Source organism: Micromonospora sp. NBC_01740, assembly GCF_035920365.1.
In the GTDB taxonomy this organism is placed as follows: Bacteria; Actinomycetota; Actinomycetes; order Mycobacteriales; family Micromonosporaceae; genus Micromonospora; species Micromonospora reichwaldensis.
On sequence record NZ_CP109150.1, the window covers coordinates 1,932,609 to 1,948,445 of the forward strand.

Genomic DNA, 15,837 nt, shown 5'->3' on the forward strand with positions numbered 1-15,837 from the left:
CCGCCCGGCGAGCACGGATGCTCTCCGGACGGGCCCCGCCCGTTTTCCGTTCGGCCGACCCTGGGGTCAGTTCCTCGCGGGGGTGACGTACACCGTGGCGTACGAGTTGTCCCGGGCGGCGCGCTTGATGGTGATGGTGACGCCGTAGGACACACCCTGGTCGCCGGGGTTCCCGGTGCCCAGCACGATGCCGCTGCCCAGGCTGACCCCGTAGTAGGACGTCGCCGGCGTACCGTCCGGGTTGGTGACCCGGGTCGTGTACGGCGCGTTGCCCTTCGACGGGATGACCACGGAGGCGTCGTTGTCCCGCGCGTACGGCGAGCCGTCACGCATCTCGATGCCCGGGTACCAGGTCTTCGCGTCGGTGAAGCCCTTCACGGGCGCCTGCGGACCGAAGCTGGTGCAGTACTCGCTGTACGGCTCGTCCGCCGCCTCCAGGCACTCCTTGAAGGGGTACGTGGGCTTCAGCGAGAAGGCCGCGTTCGCGGACTGCGGGCGGCTGGGCAGGTTGTCCAGCACCGACGGGTCCTTCACGGCCGCCTCGCCCTTGCGGCGGTACGGGTCGAAGTGCGAGTCGACGATCAGCAGACCGCCCTTGGCGCCGTAGCTGGGCAGCGCGGTCATCTGCGCCGTGGTGTGGTTGACGTCGCCCCGCTCCGTGTCCCGGTACCAGACCAGCATGCCCGGGGCGTTGTAGGAGACCCGGTCGACCTTCCACGCGTCGCGCGAGTAGATCGTGTCGTAGGTGTACTTGAGGCCCTTGTCGAAGCCGTCGAAGTTGCGCCACTCGGCCAGGTAGTAGTGCGCCTGGGTCGAGGTGCCGGTGTCGATGTGCCAGCCCTGGCCGGTGGTGTCGACGAAGCTGCCGCCGGTCGCCGTCCAGCCGTTCGCCCCGCCCTCGACGTCGTCGCTCCACGTGGTGGCGCCGCCGCCGGTCACCGAGAAGTCGTCGGCGAACCAGCCGCGCTCCGCGAACGCCTCGTCCGTGGCGTAGCGGAGCCGGACCTGCACGGTCTGCCCGGCGTACGCCGACAGGTCGACGTAGTCGTGCCGCCAGCCGTGCGTGTCACCGGTGAGGCCGTACTTCTTGTTGCCGAAGTCCACCATCCGGCCGTTCGGGTCGGCGTAGCCGTCGTTGGTGGTGACGAGGTTGCCGGCCGCGTCGTAGACCTTCTGCTCGGTCCAGGTGGCGCCGCCGTCGGTGGAGAGCTCGACGAAGCCGAAGTCCCAGTCGGCCTCGATGACGTAGTTGTTCCACATCCAGAACTTCGAGTCGGCCGCCGCCGGCACGGCCACCTGACGGGTGATCTTGACGTCCGCCCAGTCCTGGTCGGCGCCCGAGTACCACATGTTCGCGCCGCTGTGCGGCGTCGCCAGCGTGATCACCTTGTCCGGCAGGTCGACCTTGATGCCGTCCTCGGTGCCGCGCGGGGTCCGCGAGGTCTGGCCGAGCTGGACGGCACGCGGCTTCGAGCCGGGCGCGAAGGTCAGCGGGTCGGCCCAGCCGAGCACCCACTTGTCCCACAGGCCCATGTGCGTCGGCAGCGCCTGGAAGATCTCACCCGAGTGTGAGCCCGAGGCCATCAGGTCCCAGAAGTCGACGTCGGAGTCGGCGTTGCCGGAGGTGTCGTAGAGGTCCGGCAGGCCCAGGTCGTGGCCGAACTCGTGGGCGAAGACGCCGACGCCGGCGTCCTCCGGCTGCACGATGTAGTTCGAGACCTGGAGGTTGGTACCGGGGATGGTGTAGCCGCCGGTGACCGTCGACGAGTGCGCCCAGACGGCGTACGTGCCCTCGGCGCCGCCGCCGCGGGACTTGCCCTGCCCGGCGTGCACCAGCACCAGGTGGTCGATCACGCCGTCCGGCTCGAAGAGGTTGCCGTCGCCGTCGCGGTCGCCCTGGTCCTCGATGTCGTAGTCGGCCCACGGGAAGTTCGGGTCCGCCTGCGCGAGGGCGCCGATCGCGTCGGTGGCGAGCCGGCCCGCGCCCTGCGGGTTGTCCGGGTGGCCGTTCATCGACTGCTGGCGGCCGGGGACCCAGTTGCCGTTCTCGTCCTGGAAGCAGCGCGAGGCCGCGTACCAGCCCTCGGAGTGCGGCACGGTGACCCACGGGCTGGCCTGCCCGTCGACCGTGTACGCGCCCTTGGACATCTCCAGGTACATGTTGTGCATCGTGCGGCCGGTCAGGTCGACGCCCCGCTTGCCGTCGGGGCCCTTCAGGTCCTTGCGGACCCGCTCGGTGATGCCCTTCTTCGAATAGAGCATCTTGTCGTAGTGGGTGGGCGAGAAGTCCGGCACCCACATCGAGTTGTTGTCCTCGTGCGGCAGGTTCGCCGGGTTCGGGATCTTGTTGTGCTTCGGCCCGTTCTGCACGGTGCCGGGGACGCAGGTCCGGTCCTCGAAGACCGTCCTGGGAACCATGACGCCGGTGAAGTCGTCGTTGGCCTGGTCGTTGAACTCCACCAGCAGGGTCAGCAGCTTGGCGGTCTGGGTGCTCGGGGCCTTCTTGATCTGCCGCGGGCTCTTGCCCGTCATGATCGACTTGGCCTCGTGCTTCGCGAGCTGCCCGGCGGCGACCGGATTGCCGCGGGCGTACTTGCGGTCGAAGGCGCGCGCGTCCTCGACCGCCGGGGCGTAGACGCCGCCCTTGCCCTTGACCTCGCGGCCGCTGCTGTCCGGTTGGACGGCGGGCTCGGCGTAGTTGATGTAGTGCTCGTCCGCCCCGATCGTGGCTCGGGCGGGGCCGGGTTCCGCCGCCGCCGCGCCGCCGGTCACGGTCAGTGACGAGGCGGCGAGGGCGATGGCGGGCAGCGCGACGAGCAGGCGTCGACGCGACCCGGATTGCGGATTTCTGTTCATGCCGCTCCGTTTCTCGGGCATGGGGAGGAGGGAGCCGGTCGGCCTTCATCGATGCGACGTCCATCGAACCGACCCGACGAGCGTGAACCTAGAACAGAAAACAGGGGAACGACAGGGGTCGACGTCTCCCTGTGGCCGTTCAGCTTCACCCGGCTCACCCGACCGACCGATGTGACAGCACGCATCCGGTCGGTCGCACACCCGTAAGAAACGACGATGGGTGACGGTCCGCGTGGGACCGTCACCCATCGGGGCGTACGCCTGCGTCAGTCCTCGTCGGACTTGCCGCCGCCCATGCCGGACGAGATCAGGTCCATCACGGACGAATCCTGGAGCGTGGTGACGTCGCCGAGCGAGCGGTTCTCCGCCACGTCGCGCAGCAGCCGGCGCATGATCTTGCCCGAGCGGGTCTTCGGCAGCTCCGGCACCAGCATGATCTGCCGGGGCTTGGCGATCGGGCCGAGCGTCTTCGCCACGTGGTTGCGCAGCTCGGCGATCAGCTTCTCGCCAGCGTCGCCAGCGATGTCCGTGGTGCCGCGCGGGATGGCGAACGCGACGATGGCCTGCCCGGTGGTCGGGTCGGTCGCGCCGACCACCGCCGCCTCGGCCACCGACGGGTGGGAGACCAGCGCCGACTCCACCTCGGTGGTGGAGATGTTGTGCCCGGACACCAGCATCACGTCGTCGACGCGGCCCAGCAGCCAGATGTGCCCGTCGTCGTCCTTCTTCGCCCCGTCCCCGGCGAAGTACATGCCCTCGAACCGCGACCAGTACGTCTCGATGAACCGGTCGTCGTCGCCCCAGATGGTGCGCAGCATCGACGGCCACGGCTCGCGCAGCACCAGGTAGCCACCGCCGCCGTTCGGCACCGACTGGCCCTGGTCGTCGACCACGTCGGCGACGATCCCGGGCAGCGGCGTCATCGCGGAGCCGGGCTTGGTCGCCGTCACGCCCGGCAGCGGCGAGATCATGATCGCCCCGGTCTCGGTCTGCCACCAGGTGTCCACGATGGGCAGCTCACCCCCGCCGACGTGCTGCCGGTACCACATCCACGCCTCGGGGTTGATCGGCTCACCCACGCTGCCCAGCAGCCGCAGCGAGGACAGGTCGTAACCGGCCGGGATGTCCTCGCCCCACTTCATCATCGTGCGGATGAGCGTCGGGGCGGTGTAGAGGATGCTGACCTTGTACTTGTCGACGATCTCCCAGAACCGGCCCTTGTGCGGGGTGTCCGGGGTGCCCTCGTACATGACCTGGGTGGCGCCGTTGGAGAGCGGGCCGTAGACGATGTAGGAGTGCCCCGTCACCCAGCCGATGTCGGCGGTGCACCAGTAGACGTCGGTCTCCGGCTTCAGGTCGAAGACCGCGTGCTGCGTGTACGACGTCTGGGTCAGGTAGCCGCCGGTGGTGTGCAGGATGCCCTTCGGGCGGGCCGTGGTGCCGCTGGTGTAGAGGATGAACAGCGGGTGCTCGGCGTCGAACGGCTGCGCGGCGTGCTCGGCCGGGGCGGTCTCGACCGTCTCGTGCCACCAGCGGTCCCTGCCCGACCAGGCCACCTCCTCGCCGGTGCGGCGCACCACCAGCACGTGCTCGACCGACGGGCAGTTCGCCACCGCCTCGTCCACGGTCGGCTTCAGCGCCGACGGCTTGCCCCGGCGGTAGCCGCCGTCGGCGGTGATCACCACCTTCGCGCTGGCGTCCTGGATCCGGTTGGTCAGGGCGTCGGCCGAGAAGCCGCCGAAGACCACGCTGTGCGTGGCGCCGATCCGCGCGCAGGCCAGCATCGCGACCGCCGCCTCCGGCACCATCGGCAGGTAGATCGCCACCCGGTCGCCGGCGGTGACGCCCAGCTCGGTGAGCGCGTTCGCCGCCTGACAGGTCAGCCGGTGCAGGTCGGCGTACGTGATGGTCCGGGTGTCGCCCGGCTCGCCCTCCCAGTGGATCGCGACCTTGTCGCCCAGCCCGGCCTCGACGTGCCGGTCCAGGCAGTTGTACGCCACGTTGAGCTGCCCGCCGACGAACCACCTCGCGAACGGCGGCTTCGACCAGTCGAGCACCTGGTCCCACTGCTTCGCCCAGGTCAGCCGCCCGGCCTGCCGCTCCCAGAACGCCAACCGGTCGGCGTCCGCGTCCGCGTACGCGTCGGCGGTGACGTTGGCGTTCGCGGCGAGTTCGGCTGGCGGGGGGAACTGGCGCGTCTCGTTCAGCAGATTGGCCAATGCCTCGCTCATGCCGTACTCCCTCGTCGCTCGGGTGACCTGCGTCTCTCTAGGGCACGAGGTTAGTCGGGGCCGCCGGCACGGGCGACCGCCGGTCCGGCCGACACGCGCCGAGCGGCCCCCACCGCGCGCCGGACGGCGACGCGGGCCGCCGCCTCGGCGCCATTTGTGCGGGCAGGCTCGCCGGCCGGACGCTCGCGGGGTGGCACCGGTCGCTTCCGGGCGGCTCGTCGGCGGGTCGCGCCGGGCAGTCGATAGCGTGACGGGGTGACCGCTGACCCGCTCGCCCCGCTGCTCGCGCTCGCCGACGTCGCCCCCGCCGTGGAGCGGGCCCGCGAGCGGTTCGACCAGGCACTGGGGCACCGCGCGCTGCGCCGGCACGGCGGCCAGGTCGCGGCCGAGGTCAGCCTCCGGTCCGCGGTGGCCAGCGCCGCCCTGGAGGGGTACGCCCGCGAGCGCGAGGCGGTCCGCGCCGGGACGGTGACCGAGCCGGTGGTGCAGGGCGCGCTGCGGGTCGCCGGGGCGCTGCCCGGGCTGTCCGAGCTCTGGCCGAAGGCGCCCCGGCAGGCGCTGGCCAGGCTGCACGTGCTCGCCGCCCGCGACGTCGTCGACGAGGCCGAGCTGGGCCGTCCGGTGGCCGACCCGGTCGTCGCCGCCCGGCTGGACGGGCTGGCGGGGCTCGTCGCTGGCGGCACGAAGGTCTCGCCGCTGGTGCTGGCCGCCGTCGTGCACGGCGAGCTGCTGAACCTGCGCCCCTTCGCCGGGCCGTCCGGCGTGGTGGCCCGGGGCGCCGCCCGCCTGGTGCTGCTGTCCAGCGGGCTGGACCCACGCGGCCTGCTCGCCGTGGACGTCGGTCACCACGAGCGCGAACCGGAGTACGTCGGCTCGGCCGGCGCCTTCGCCACCGGCACCCCGGACGGACTGCGCTCCTGGCTGCGCCACTACATGGCGGCGGTGGAGGTCGGCGCCGACCAGCTCACCACCATCGGCGACGAGGTCCTCGCGGCGGCCTGAGCTGGCCCGTCCATGCCTTGCGGGTTGCGCGCGGTCGTCGGGTCGGGGCGGGTGTCGGACTCATGGCTCGGCGGACGGGCTCAGGTGGTCGTGCTCGGTCGCCGGGCCGGGCGGGCTCAGGCGGGTGCGGGGGCGGTGCGGGTGCGGCGGTGCCGGCCGTACCAGGCGATGCCGATGGCCACGCCCACACCCACGCCCAGCGCCGCGGCAGCGACCGGGACGGCCGGGCGCTCGCGCAGCCGCCGCCCCAGCGGGATCGGGTGCCGGAACTCCAGCACCGGCCAGGAGTTCTCGACCGCGAGCCGGCGCAGCTGCCGGTCCGGGTTGACCACCGAGGGATGGCCGACGCACTCCAGCAGCGGCCGATCGCTGTACGAGTCGGAGTAGGCGTACGAGTCGGCCAGGTCGTAGCCGCGCTCGGCGGCCAGCTCGCCGACCGCGTCGACCTTGCTTGAGCCGGCCGCGTAGAACTCGACCTCGCCGCTGTAGCGGCCGTCGACCACGCCCATCCGGGTGGCGATCACGTCGGTGATCCCGAGCAGCACGCCGATCGGGCGGACCATCTCCTCGCCGGAGGCGGAGACCAGGACGACGTCCCGGCCGGCGGCCTGGTGCTGCTCGATCAGGGCGGCGGCCTCGGCGTACACGTAAGGGTTGATCAGCTCGTGCAGCGTCTCCGCGACGATCTGGCGGACCTGTTCCACCTGCCAGCCCTTGCAGAGCGCGGCGAGGTAGTCCCTGGTCCTGGCCATGGTCTGCGCGTCGGTGCCGCCCAGCCGGAACATCAGCTGGGCGTACGCCGACTTGACCACGTCACGCCGGGTGATCAGGCCGTCCCGGTAGAACGGCCGACCGAACGCCAGGGCGCTCGACTTGGCGATGACGGTCTTGTCCAGATCGAAGAAAGCGGCACTTCGGCCCACGGCGCGAAAGTCTAGCCGGATGGTCTATGGTCGGCGGGTGCCCGGGGCCCGGCGACCCCTCGGACCTGCGGGCCGACCCTCCGCCACCCTCGCTCATCGTGATGATGGTCACACTCTGCGAACATTATTTCGCGCGGAGTGGAGGAGACGCCACTCGACGTATACAGGTTCGCTCAGGCAGACTTGCTGATGCGACGAGTGTTCACATCTCGTACGACAGGCAGACCCTCGGCGGTTGCACCCCCCGTGACCGCTGAGTGGGTTCGGCTCGACCCCCCCGGAGCCGAACCTTCGACGACCCCCGTCTCCCCCCGACGGGGGTCGTCCCTTTCCCGGAAGCGCTCCCGACCAGGTGGAAGCACTTCTCCGAGGTCGGTCGGCCGGGGCGCCGGGCGGAAAGTCAGCGAACGTCAGCCGGACCCGGTCGACGTAGTCGTCGGGGGTGTGCGTATAACGATTGAGCGTCGTTGACGCCTTCTCGTGCCCCACGACCCGCCGCACCACGTTGACCGGCACCCCGTCGGTCACCAGCCACGTGATGTACGAGTGCCGCCGCCGCAGCGCGTTGGCTACCAGTCACGCCACCGATCAGTAATCCCCCATGGCTGTAGGCCGTGTCTGGCGGCCAGTGCTGGTACGTCGACGCCAGCGCTCGTGAGTGCCTCGTCGATGTACCCGCAGAGATCCTCACGCCCATCGGTGTCATAGGTGGGGCTCGCCGGATCCTCGTTGACCGCGTTGAGAGCGAGGACGACTTGCTGCACCACAGCGAGGACGACGGCATCAGACTCCGGGTCGATCTGCACCAGTCGCCGCTCGAAGTCGGACAACGCTGCATCTGTCGCCGTGATAAGCGGCCTTGGGAAGTCGGACAAGGCCCAGGCCTCCTCTGGCTCCTGCAAAGTTCCCGCTTGGAGTTGGGCGGTCTGCTCCTCGACATAGCGCAGCCACCGGGCTGTCGGTCGCTCAGGCATGACGAGAGCGTGACAGAGCCATACGACGGAGTCCGGGCCGTATCGATTGCGAGGGCACTCCGCCGCCGTCGTGGTTCGGGCAATCGCTGCCGCCAACGGCTTACAGGAACTGGTTCCCTGCGGCCTGATCACCAAGTGCGTCAATTTGCACTGTGGGAACGCCGTGGCTCCGCATGGTCCGCAACACGGCGGCGGCCAGGAGGTCGTCGCAGATGAGTTCGACCATTCCGGCCCGGCGGTTGTAAGGCGAGCCGGCATCGTCGTCGGTGTCGGAGATTGACAGGACGACCCAGTTCGGGTCGCTGCCATCCCAGAGGTGTGTGTACGGGCCGAGGCTTGCAGGGTCCACCAGCTCATAGTGGCAGGACCGGTTGGTTGACCTACGCAGGCAGCGCGTCATCCGAGAGTCAGCGGATCGTCAGCGAACGCCGTACCGCGTGGCAGCGCCGGCCGCTTCCTTTACTCCCGTCTCGGCAACGTATCCGGGAGATCGGACCGCTGGTCCGATCCAGCCCCTGACGGTGGCGGCCACCGCGGCCCGTGGCGGTTTGACCGGGACCAGGTGGCGGCCCTTCGACCAGACCAGCAGCATTCCTTCAGTGGTGCTGATCCTGGTGGTGACCATGGTGATTCGTCGGCCCTTCTGATCCCAGGTGTGCCACAACGCCCACCCCTGCGGCCGGGCCTCAACGCCCAGCCGTTCGCAGACGTCGATGTACTCCTGCTCGCTCATGATGGTCGTGGGACGGACCAGGAGGGCCCCGGCCAGGCCGACGAGCGGGGCGTCCGGATCGACGCAGCCGTCATGCTCGAAGTGGTGGTCCTGGAGTTGGCGTCCCAGCGCGTTGACGGCGCGCTGCAAGGGCGTCGCATCGTCAGGATCGGGATCAAAGCTGAGCCAGCCCTCGTCCAGTGCCCGATTGACGACGTCGTTGGCAAGGAGCTCTATCTCGTGGAGGTACTCCGCCTCACTGGGGTCGATATCCGGCACCAGCTCACACTGCCAGGCCTTCCCACGGTCGTCCTTCGCATTACACGAACAGGCGGAGTGCAACGCCCGTCCTGATGCCGATCTGTCCCGAAGGTCCCGAGGCCGTACGCCGCGGGTGCCGAGCCTCGTTGGCTCTACCATCGCCCGCGTGCAGGAGGACGACATCAGTGGGCACATCTGGCGGGATGAGGCGGCGAGGAGGTCGCCGCTGGCGCATGACGCCCAGGCGCTCGGCGAACTGATTGAGCACGACCACGACCCGGCCGAGATCTCCTACTACGAAGAGTTTGCCGACCCGGACGCGCAGGCGCTGGACGATGCGCAGCGCTCCCACGCCGGGCAGTACCTCCGCAGGCTGCGGCGCCTCCAGGAGCGAAGCAGGCACGCCGGGACCGATCGAGGCTGATAGCTGTACGGCATTCGTACGGCCAAGCCGACGTCCCTTTCCGGCGGGAGCGCTTCCCCACGGGTCGCAGGTCGCTTCCGTCCGTCACGGATGGACAGGTCCGCTAGGCGGGTTGTTCAACGTTGGGGCGGGTCCGCTCCGCCCACCGCACCACGTACGGCATCACGAGGCCCGCCACGATGAACACCCCGCCGAGCACAAGCCAACCAGGCACTCCCCAGGTGATGCAGAACAGCGCCAGTACGGTGGGAGCCACCATGTTCGCCAGGCCGGCTCCGAACCCGAACAGCCCCATGTACTGCCCCTGGGCATGGGCGGGAGCGAGGTTGAATCGCAGTTCCAGCGAGCCCGCCGTGTGCCAGAGTTCACCGATCGTGTGGACGAAGATGCCAGCGACGATGCCGGTGAGCGCAAGCCACGAGGGAAGTCCTGCCGCTGCGGCGGTCAGGGCCATGCCGATGAAGAACGCCACTCCGGATCGGCGTATGGCTTTCCCGGCGGCGACGCTGTCATCGACCCCTCGACTGGCCTTGACCTGGAGCAGTACCACCAGGGCGGTATTTGTCAGCGCTGCTGCGCCAACCAGCCACCGAGGTGCGCTGGTGTGCCCGATGATCCAGAGTGGCAGGGCGAAGAGCAGGACCTGGTGGTGAATCGACAGGATGCCGTCGAGCACGGTTATGGCGACGTACCCTCGGTCCTTCAACACCTCCCAGCGGTTGGCCGTCGGCAGCGCGGGCACGGGCGGTAGCGGCGGCAGCGTGGCGATGATGGCGGCACTGGCCACGAAGCTGAGCGCATTGGCCAGCACCAGGGTCAGGTAGGCCGGACGCGTGTCAAGTTGCACGGCGAAGCCGGCAGCCACGGCGGCACAGCTCCCCGCGAGATTGGCGACCGAGCGTAGGTATGCGCGGTAGCTGGTGAGGTGCGCACCGCCGATCCCGCGAACCAACGGACCGCGCGCCGCTCCGCCCGCTGAACGGGCGAGTTCCCCGATGCACAGCGCCACCAGGACCAGCCAGAACGACTGAACCAGTACCAGCGCCGCCATCGCCACACCCTGAACGACGAGCATCGACAGGTAGACCCCTCGCGGACCTCGCCGGTCAGCCAGATGCCCCACTGGCACGCCAGCGAAAAGGCCAATGCCAGCCGCGACGCCCATTCCCAGGCCGACCTGGGTCAATGGGAGCCCGACGACCCGAGTGAAGTAGAGCGCGGCGCTGACCATGAAGACGCCGCTGCCAAGCATGTTGACGAACGTCGCCAACGCGAGAATCTGCTGAGGACGCGTTTCAGGAATCAGCCCGCGTCGGAACAGCCTCGACCGTTCTCGCCCGTCATCGTCGACCGCGTGGCGCTTGGAAAGTTTACTGGTCCGCTGATTCTGCAGAACATGCACGGAATTGGGATCCTTCCCTTTTGTTGGCTCGGTCAACCTAGCGGGAATGCCCCGGAACTCGTTATCGCTTTTTCACCCGATTCCGAGGACTATCAGCGCGTGCTAGGTTTATTGGCGTCGGCAAGAGGGCGTGTGAGTGCCGCCCCAGGCGCTCGATGCGCGGCAGCACCCGTAGCGGCCCGAGTGAAGACCAGCAGCCTCCGTTGACCTGGCTCGGCCGCCGTATACCGAACAGAAACGAGACCCTCGCCTGTCCGGTGTGGCGCTATTCGAGGCTGGCCAACTCGTCCCCGGGACAGACGAAGCGCCCCGGCGGTGACGGTCTCGACCAGGCGATCCGGGTTGCCCGTACCCGCATGGCCGAAGCGGAAGGTGGTCCACCCGGGCCATAGCAGATCGACTCGCCCGGCGGGCGTTGTCCACAGGGCGTGCGGTTGTCCACAGGCTGTGGGGACGGGGCGGCGTTCGGGGTGGCGTCGGAGCAGGGTCTCGGGTCAGCAACCCCGAGCCCGACCGCTGGAGGCCGCGATGCCACCCCGTACCTCCGTCCCGCCGCACCGGCCCCGGCCGCTGCTCGTCACCTCGGACGGCGACCTGCTCGACGACCTGCTGCGGCTCGCCGCGGCGGGCGGAGTCGAGGTGGAACTCGCCGCCGACCCCGCCGCGGCCCGCACCCGCTGGCTGCCGGCCCCGCTCGTGCTGGTCGGCGCCGACCAGGCCCAGCCCTGCCTGCGGGCGCGGCTGCCGCAGCGGCCACGGATGGTGCTGGTCGGGCGGTCCGGGGAGCTCGATCCCGGCTGGCAGGTCGCCGAACTGATCGGCGCGGAGCACGTGGCGACGCTGCCCGCCGCCGAGCCCTGGCTGGTCGACCGGTTCGCCGAGTGCGGGCCGGAGGGCGCCGAGCGTCGCGGCGCCCGGATCGTCGCGGTCCTGGGCGGGCGGGGCGGCGCCGGGGCGAGCATCCTGGCGGGCGGGCTCGCTGTCACCGGCGCCCGGGCCCGGCTGCGCACCCTGCTCGTCGACGCCGACCCGCTCGGCGGCGGGCTCGATCTGGTGCTCGGCTGGGAGCAGTTGGAAGGGCTGCGCTGGCCGGCGCTGACCGGCGCCGACGGCCGGGTGGACGCGCCGGCGCTGGTACGGGCCCTGCCGAGCCGGGGCGACCTGGTGGTGCTCTCCTGGGACCGCGGCGACCTGCTCGCCCTCCCCGCCCAGGCGATGGCGGCGACCGTCGACGCCGCCCGGCGGGGCCGGGACCTCGTGGTGGTCGATCTGCCCCGGCAACTGGACGACGCGGCCGTGACGGCGCTGCAGGCGGCGGACCAGGTCTACGTGGTGGTCCCGGCCGAGCTGCGGGCCACCGCCGCGGCGGCCCGGGTGGTGGCCGCCGCCGCCCCGCACTGCGCCGCGATGTCGGTGATCGTGCGCGGCCCGGCACCGGGCCGCCTGGGAGCGGCGGAGGTGGCCCGGGCGCTCGGGCTGCCGCTGGCCGGCACGCTGCGCCCGGAACCGGCGCTGGCTCGCGGGTTGGAGCGGGGCGAGGCGCCGGCCGCGCACGGCCGAGGCCCGCTGGCGGCGCTCTGCCAGCGGATCGTCGCCGAACTGACCGGCGCGCCGGCGGCGGGTGCGGCATGACCGGGCCGTCCGAGGGCGACACCCTCGCCGCGCGGGTGCGACAGCGCATGGCCGCCGCGGCGACGCCGGTCACCGCCGCCGCGATCGTGTCTGCCGTACGGGCGGAGCCCACCGCCGCAGTCCTCGGCGACACCGCCGTGCTGCGGATGGCCGACCAGGTGCACGACGATCTGGTGGGAGCCGGTCCGCTCGCCCCGCTGCTGGCCGATCCGGAGGTCACCGACGTACTGGTCAACGGCGTCCGGGTCTGGGTCGACCGGGGGCGGGGCCTGCATCAGGTCGCGGTGCCGATCGGCACGGTGGACGACGTACGCCGGCTCGCGCAGCGGCTCGCCGCCAGCGCCGGTCGGCGGCTCGACGACGGTTCCCCGTACGCGGACGCCCGGCTTCCCGACGGCACCCGGTTGCACGCCGTGCTGCCGCCGGTGGCGACTGACGGGCCCTACCTGTCCCTGCGGACCTTCCGGCAGCGGCCCTTCACCCTCGACGAGCTGGTGAGCCGGGGGACGGTTCCCCGACCGGTGGCGCCGGTGCTCTCCGCCGTGGTGGCGGCCCGGCTGGCGTACCTGGTGACCGGTGGCACCGGCTCCGGCAAGACGACGCTGCTCAACACGCTGCTCGGACTGGTTCCCGCCACCGAACGGATCGTGTTGGTGGAGGACGCGGCCGAGCTGCATCCCCGGCACCCGCACGTCGTCGGGTTGCAGGCGAGGACGGCCAACGTGGAGGGCTCCGGCGCGGTCGGGCTGACCGACCTCGTGCGGCAGGCCCTGCGGATGCGGCCCGACCGACTGGTGGTCGGCGAGTGCCGGGGCGGGGAGGTGGTCGACCTGCTCGCCGCCCTGAACACCGGCCACGACGGCGGAGCCGGCACCCTGCACGCCAACGCCCCGTCGGACGTGCCGGCGCGGCTGGAGGCCCTCGGGATGCTCGGCGGGCTGCCCCGTCCCGCGCTCCACGCCCAGGTGGCCGCCGCACTCCAGGTACTGCTCCAGGTGCGCCGGAACACCGAGGGGCGCGTACTGGAATCGGTCTGCCTGCTCCTGCCGGAGGGCCCGGACCGGCTGGTCACGGCAGTTCCCGCCTGGGTACGCGGGCGAGGGCCGGACCGCGCCGCCCGGGCGCTCGCCGACCTGCTGCGGGAGCGGGCCGTACCGGTTCCGCCGGTCCTGACCGAGCCGTGGCCCGGATCGGCGGGCCCGAGGTGACCGCCCCGTACGCGCTGGTGGCGCTGCTCTCGGTCCTGGTGACGGCGGTGCTGGTGGCGGGGGCGGTGCGTGGTGGCCGGATGCGGCGGGGCGTGCTGGCCGCCGGCGTCGGCGGGAGCGCGCGTGCCGGCGGGGAGGACCCGCTCGTCGCCTGGGTCACCGAGCTGCGCCAGACACCCGGTCGGGAGGTGGACGGTACGGCGGCGCGCACCGGCGAGGGTGTTCCTCGCCCGCCGGCCGTCGGTCGCCGCGACCCGTGCGACGAGTCCCGGGTTCGCCTCCGGCAGTCGCCGGCAGGCCCGGACGTCCCGGCCAGCGGCGCTCCCGGAAGTGGGCGCGAGCCGGAGGCCTCGGCCACCGACCTTGACCTTCGCCTTGACGACCACCCGAGCGCCGACGCGTTCGGCGGGAATCGGTGGGCGTTGCGGGACGTGGCCGACCGGTCGCCCTGGCCCTGGCCGGCCGGTGACGACCGTGGCCCGGGGCGAGGAGGGGATGGCGGTCCTCGGCTGACGCGACCCGCGGGCCCGACCCGACCCGTGCGCCACCTCGACCACCGGGACACGCCGCGCGGTGGCGGAGACCCCGGACGGCTCCGGCCACCCGGTCGGCGGGACGCCCGGCGACCCGGCGGAACGCCCGCCCCGGCGGCCACCCCGCCGCGCGGGCCCGGTGCGGTGACCGATCCGCCCGGCGAGGGCCGGCGACCGGGGTGGCTCCGGCCGGACGCGCTGGCGGCGTCCCCCAGGCGCACCCTGCTGCTCGCCGCGTCGGCCGGTACCGGAGCCGGGCTGCTGCTGGCCGGTCCGGTCGCGGCGGTGGCCGTCGGCGCCTACGGCACGCTGGCCGCTCGCGCGCTGCTCCGACGCAAGGACGGCCGGAACGCCGTCCGGGCCCGGCGGCGCCGGCTGGATCAGCTCTGCGGGCTGGCCGCGGACCTCCGGGCCGGCCTGCCGGTACCGGTCGCCGCCGAGCGGCTCACCCCTGGCCCGGTGGGAACCGATCGCGGATCCCCGGGCGGCGACGCGGCGGCCCGCGACGAGCGGGGCGGGGCACGACGCCTGGATCGACTGGCCCGCGCAGCCGTACGCCTCGCCGACCAGACGGGCGCGCCGCTGGCGGAGTTGCTGGAGCGGATCGAGGCGGACGCCCGCTCGACCGACCGTGGACTGGCTGCGGCGGAGGCCCAGGCGGCCGGGGCGCGGGCCACCGCTCTGCTGCTCGCCGCCCTGCCGCTCGGCGGTATCGGGCTCGGCTACGGCATCGGCGTCGATCCGGTGGCGGTGCTGCTGCACACCCCCGTCGGTGGTGCGTGCGCGGTCGTCGCCATCGCGCTCCAGGTCGCGGGACTGTTCTGGGCCGAGCGGCTCGGCGCGTCGCCGGGACGGTTGAGCTGATGCCCCGGATGGCGCTGGCAGCGGGCTTCGTGGCGGCAGCGGTCCTGCTCGCCGCGATGCTCGCGGCGGGCCGGCGGCCCCTGCGCCGGCTGCGCGCGCTGCGCCGGGCGCCGGTCGGCGTGCACCCGGCCGCCTCGCTGCGCCGACCGGTCGGTCCCGACGACGACCCGACCGGTGACGTCCCGCCTCGGCGGCGGCCGGACGCCATCCGCGTCGCCGCCGGTCTGGCCGGCGTGGCCGTGGCCGTCATCGTCGGCGGCTGGCCCGGGGTGGTGGCGGCCCTGCCGACGACGCTGCTGCTCGACCGGCTGCTTCGTCGGATCGAGCCCCCGGCCGTGCGGAACCGGCGGCTGCGCGAGGCGGCCGATCTTCCGCTCGCCGCCGACCTGCTGGCGGCGGCCATGCGGGCGGGAGCGTCCGTGGACAGGTCGATCCTGGCCGTGGCCGGGGCGCTCGACGGTCCGCTCGCCGACCGGCTCGCCCGGGTCGGCCGATTGCTGCGGCTCGGCGGTGGCCCCGAGGAGGCATGGGCTCCGCTCGCGGCGGTGCCGGGGGCCGAGCGGCTGACCGCCGCCGTGCTTCGTAGCGCGAACAGCGGAGCCGCGCTGGCCGGCGCGCTGACCCGGCTCGCCGACGACCTCCGCGCCGACCGCTCCACGGCCGCGGAGGCGGCCGCCCGCCGCGCCGGCGTGCTCATCGTCCTGCCGCTGGGGCTCTGCTTCCTGCCGGCCTTCATTCTCGCCGGCCTGGTGCCGGTGATCGTCGCCGTCCTCGGTGACGTGCTCTGACCATCGTCGAGAAAGGACAGGAACGTG

Annotated in this window: 14 protein-coding genes; 6 read left to right on the forward strand and 8 right to left on the reverse strand. The window is 72.2% G+C overall.

Annotated elements, in window-relative coordinates; all coding sequences use genetic code 11:
* Window positions 1-66 precede the first annotated feature (66 nt).
* Entirely contained in the window at window positions 67-2,856 is a 2,790-nt protein-coding gene (locus OG989_RS09295; RefSeq protein WP_327030283.1) for an immune inhibitor A domain-containing protein, read from the reverse strand.
* Between the two features lie 266 nt (window positions 2,857-3,122).
* Window positions 3,123-5,087, reverse strand: coding sequence for an acetate--CoA ligase (acs, locus tag OG989_RS09300; RefSeq protein WP_327030284.1), 1,965 nt, complete (start codon window positions 5,085-5,087; stop codon window positions 3,123-3,125).
* Between the two features lie 255 nt (window positions 5,088-5,342).
* On the opposite strand from acs, the gene OG989_RS09305 reads away from it, so the two are divergent.
* Window positions 5,343-6,089 (forward strand): oxidoreductase, encoded by a 747-nt coding sequence (locus OG989_RS09305; RefSeq protein ID WP_327030285.1) that lies wholly within the window; start codon window positions 5,343-5,345, stop codon window positions 6,087-6,089.
* 116 nt (window positions 6,090-6,205) lie between these two features.
* Here the strand turns inward: OG989_RS09305 and OG989_RS09310 are convergent, their stop codons facing one another.
* From OG989_RS09310 to OG989_RS09330, 5 genes are all read right to left on the reverse strand, one after another.
* Window positions 6,206-7,012: an HAD family hydrolase gene (locus tag OG989_RS09310; RefSeq protein WP_151454927.1), complete on the reverse strand. Its 807-nt coding sequence runs from the start codon at window positions 7,010-7,012 to the stop codon at window positions 6,206-6,208.
* A gap of 108 nt (window positions 7,013-7,120) precedes the next feature.
* Window positions 7,121-7,540: a hypothetical protein gene (locus OG989_RS09315; protein WP_327030286.1), complete on the reverse strand. Its 420-nt coding sequence runs from the start codon at window positions 7,538-7,540 to the stop codon at window positions 7,121-7,123.
* A 41-nt stretch (window positions 7,541-7,581) separates the two neighbouring features.
* Complete coding sequence (locus OG989_RS09320; protein ID WP_327030287.1) at window positions 7,582-7,986, reverse strand: hypothetical protein; 405 nt, start codon at window positions 7,984-7,986, stop codon at window positions 7,582-7,584.
* A 100-nt stretch (window positions 7,987-8,086) separates the two neighbouring features.
* A complete protein-coding gene (locus OG989_RS09325; protein WP_327030288.1) occupies window positions 8,087-8,335 on the reverse strand; it encodes a hypothetical protein in 249 nt (82 codons plus the stop codon).
* A 69-nt stretch (window positions 8,336-8,404) separates the two neighbouring features.
* Window positions 8,405-8,977: a hypothetical protein gene (locus OG989_RS09330; RefSeq protein WP_327030289.1), complete on the reverse strand. Its 573-nt coding sequence runs from the start codon at window positions 8,975-8,977 to the stop codon at window positions 8,405-8,407.
* A 148-nt stretch (window positions 8,978-9,125) separates the two neighbouring features.
* On the opposite strand from OG989_RS09330, the gene OG989_RS09335 reads away from it, so the two are divergent.
* On the forward strand, window positions 9,126-9,383 hold the full coding sequence (locus OG989_RS09335) for a hypothetical protein (protein ID WP_225852023.1): 258 nt from the start codon (window positions 9,126-9,128) through the stop codon (window positions 9,381-9,383).
* A gap of 103 nt (window positions 9,384-9,486) precedes the next feature.
* Here OG989_RS09335 and OG989_RS09340 read toward each other — a convergent pair whose 3' ends face one another.
* Window positions 9,487-10,785: an MFS transporter gene (locus OG989_RS09340; protein WP_327030290.1), complete on the reverse strand. Its 1,299-nt coding sequence runs from the start codon at window positions 10,783-10,785 to the stop codon at window positions 9,487-9,489.
* A gap of 528 nt (window positions 10,786-11,313) precedes the next feature.
* Between OG989_RS09340 and ssd the strand changes: the two genes are divergently transcribed.
* From ssd to OG989_RS09360, 4 genes are all read left to right on the forward strand, one after another.
* Window positions 11,314-12,417, forward strand: a complete 1,104-nt coding sequence (gene ssd / locus OG989_RS09345) for a septum site-determining protein Ssd (protein ID WP_327030291.1) — start codon at window positions 11,314-11,316, stop codon at window positions 12,415-12,417.
* Entirely contained in the window at window positions 12,414-13,625 is a 1,212-nt protein-coding gene (locus tag OG989_RS09350) for a TadA family conjugal transfer-associated ATPase (RefSeq protein WP_151453419.1), read from the forward strand. Before ssd ends, OG989_RS09350 begins: the two co-directional genes overlap by 4 nt.
* 422 nt (window positions 13,626-14,047) lie before the next feature.
* Window positions 14,048-15,022: a hypothetical protein gene (locus OG989_RS09355; protein ID WP_442791947.1), complete on the forward strand. Its 975-nt coding sequence runs from the start codon at window positions 14,048-14,050 to the stop codon at window positions 15,020-15,022.
* Entirely contained in the window at window positions 15,022-15,810 is a 789-nt protein-coding gene (locus OG989_RS09360; protein WP_442791918.1) for a type II secretion system F family protein, read from the forward strand. The genes OG989_RS09355 and OG989_RS09360 overlap by 1 nt, the downstream gene beginning before the upstream one ends.
* Window positions 15,811-15,837 lie beyond the last annotated feature (27 nt).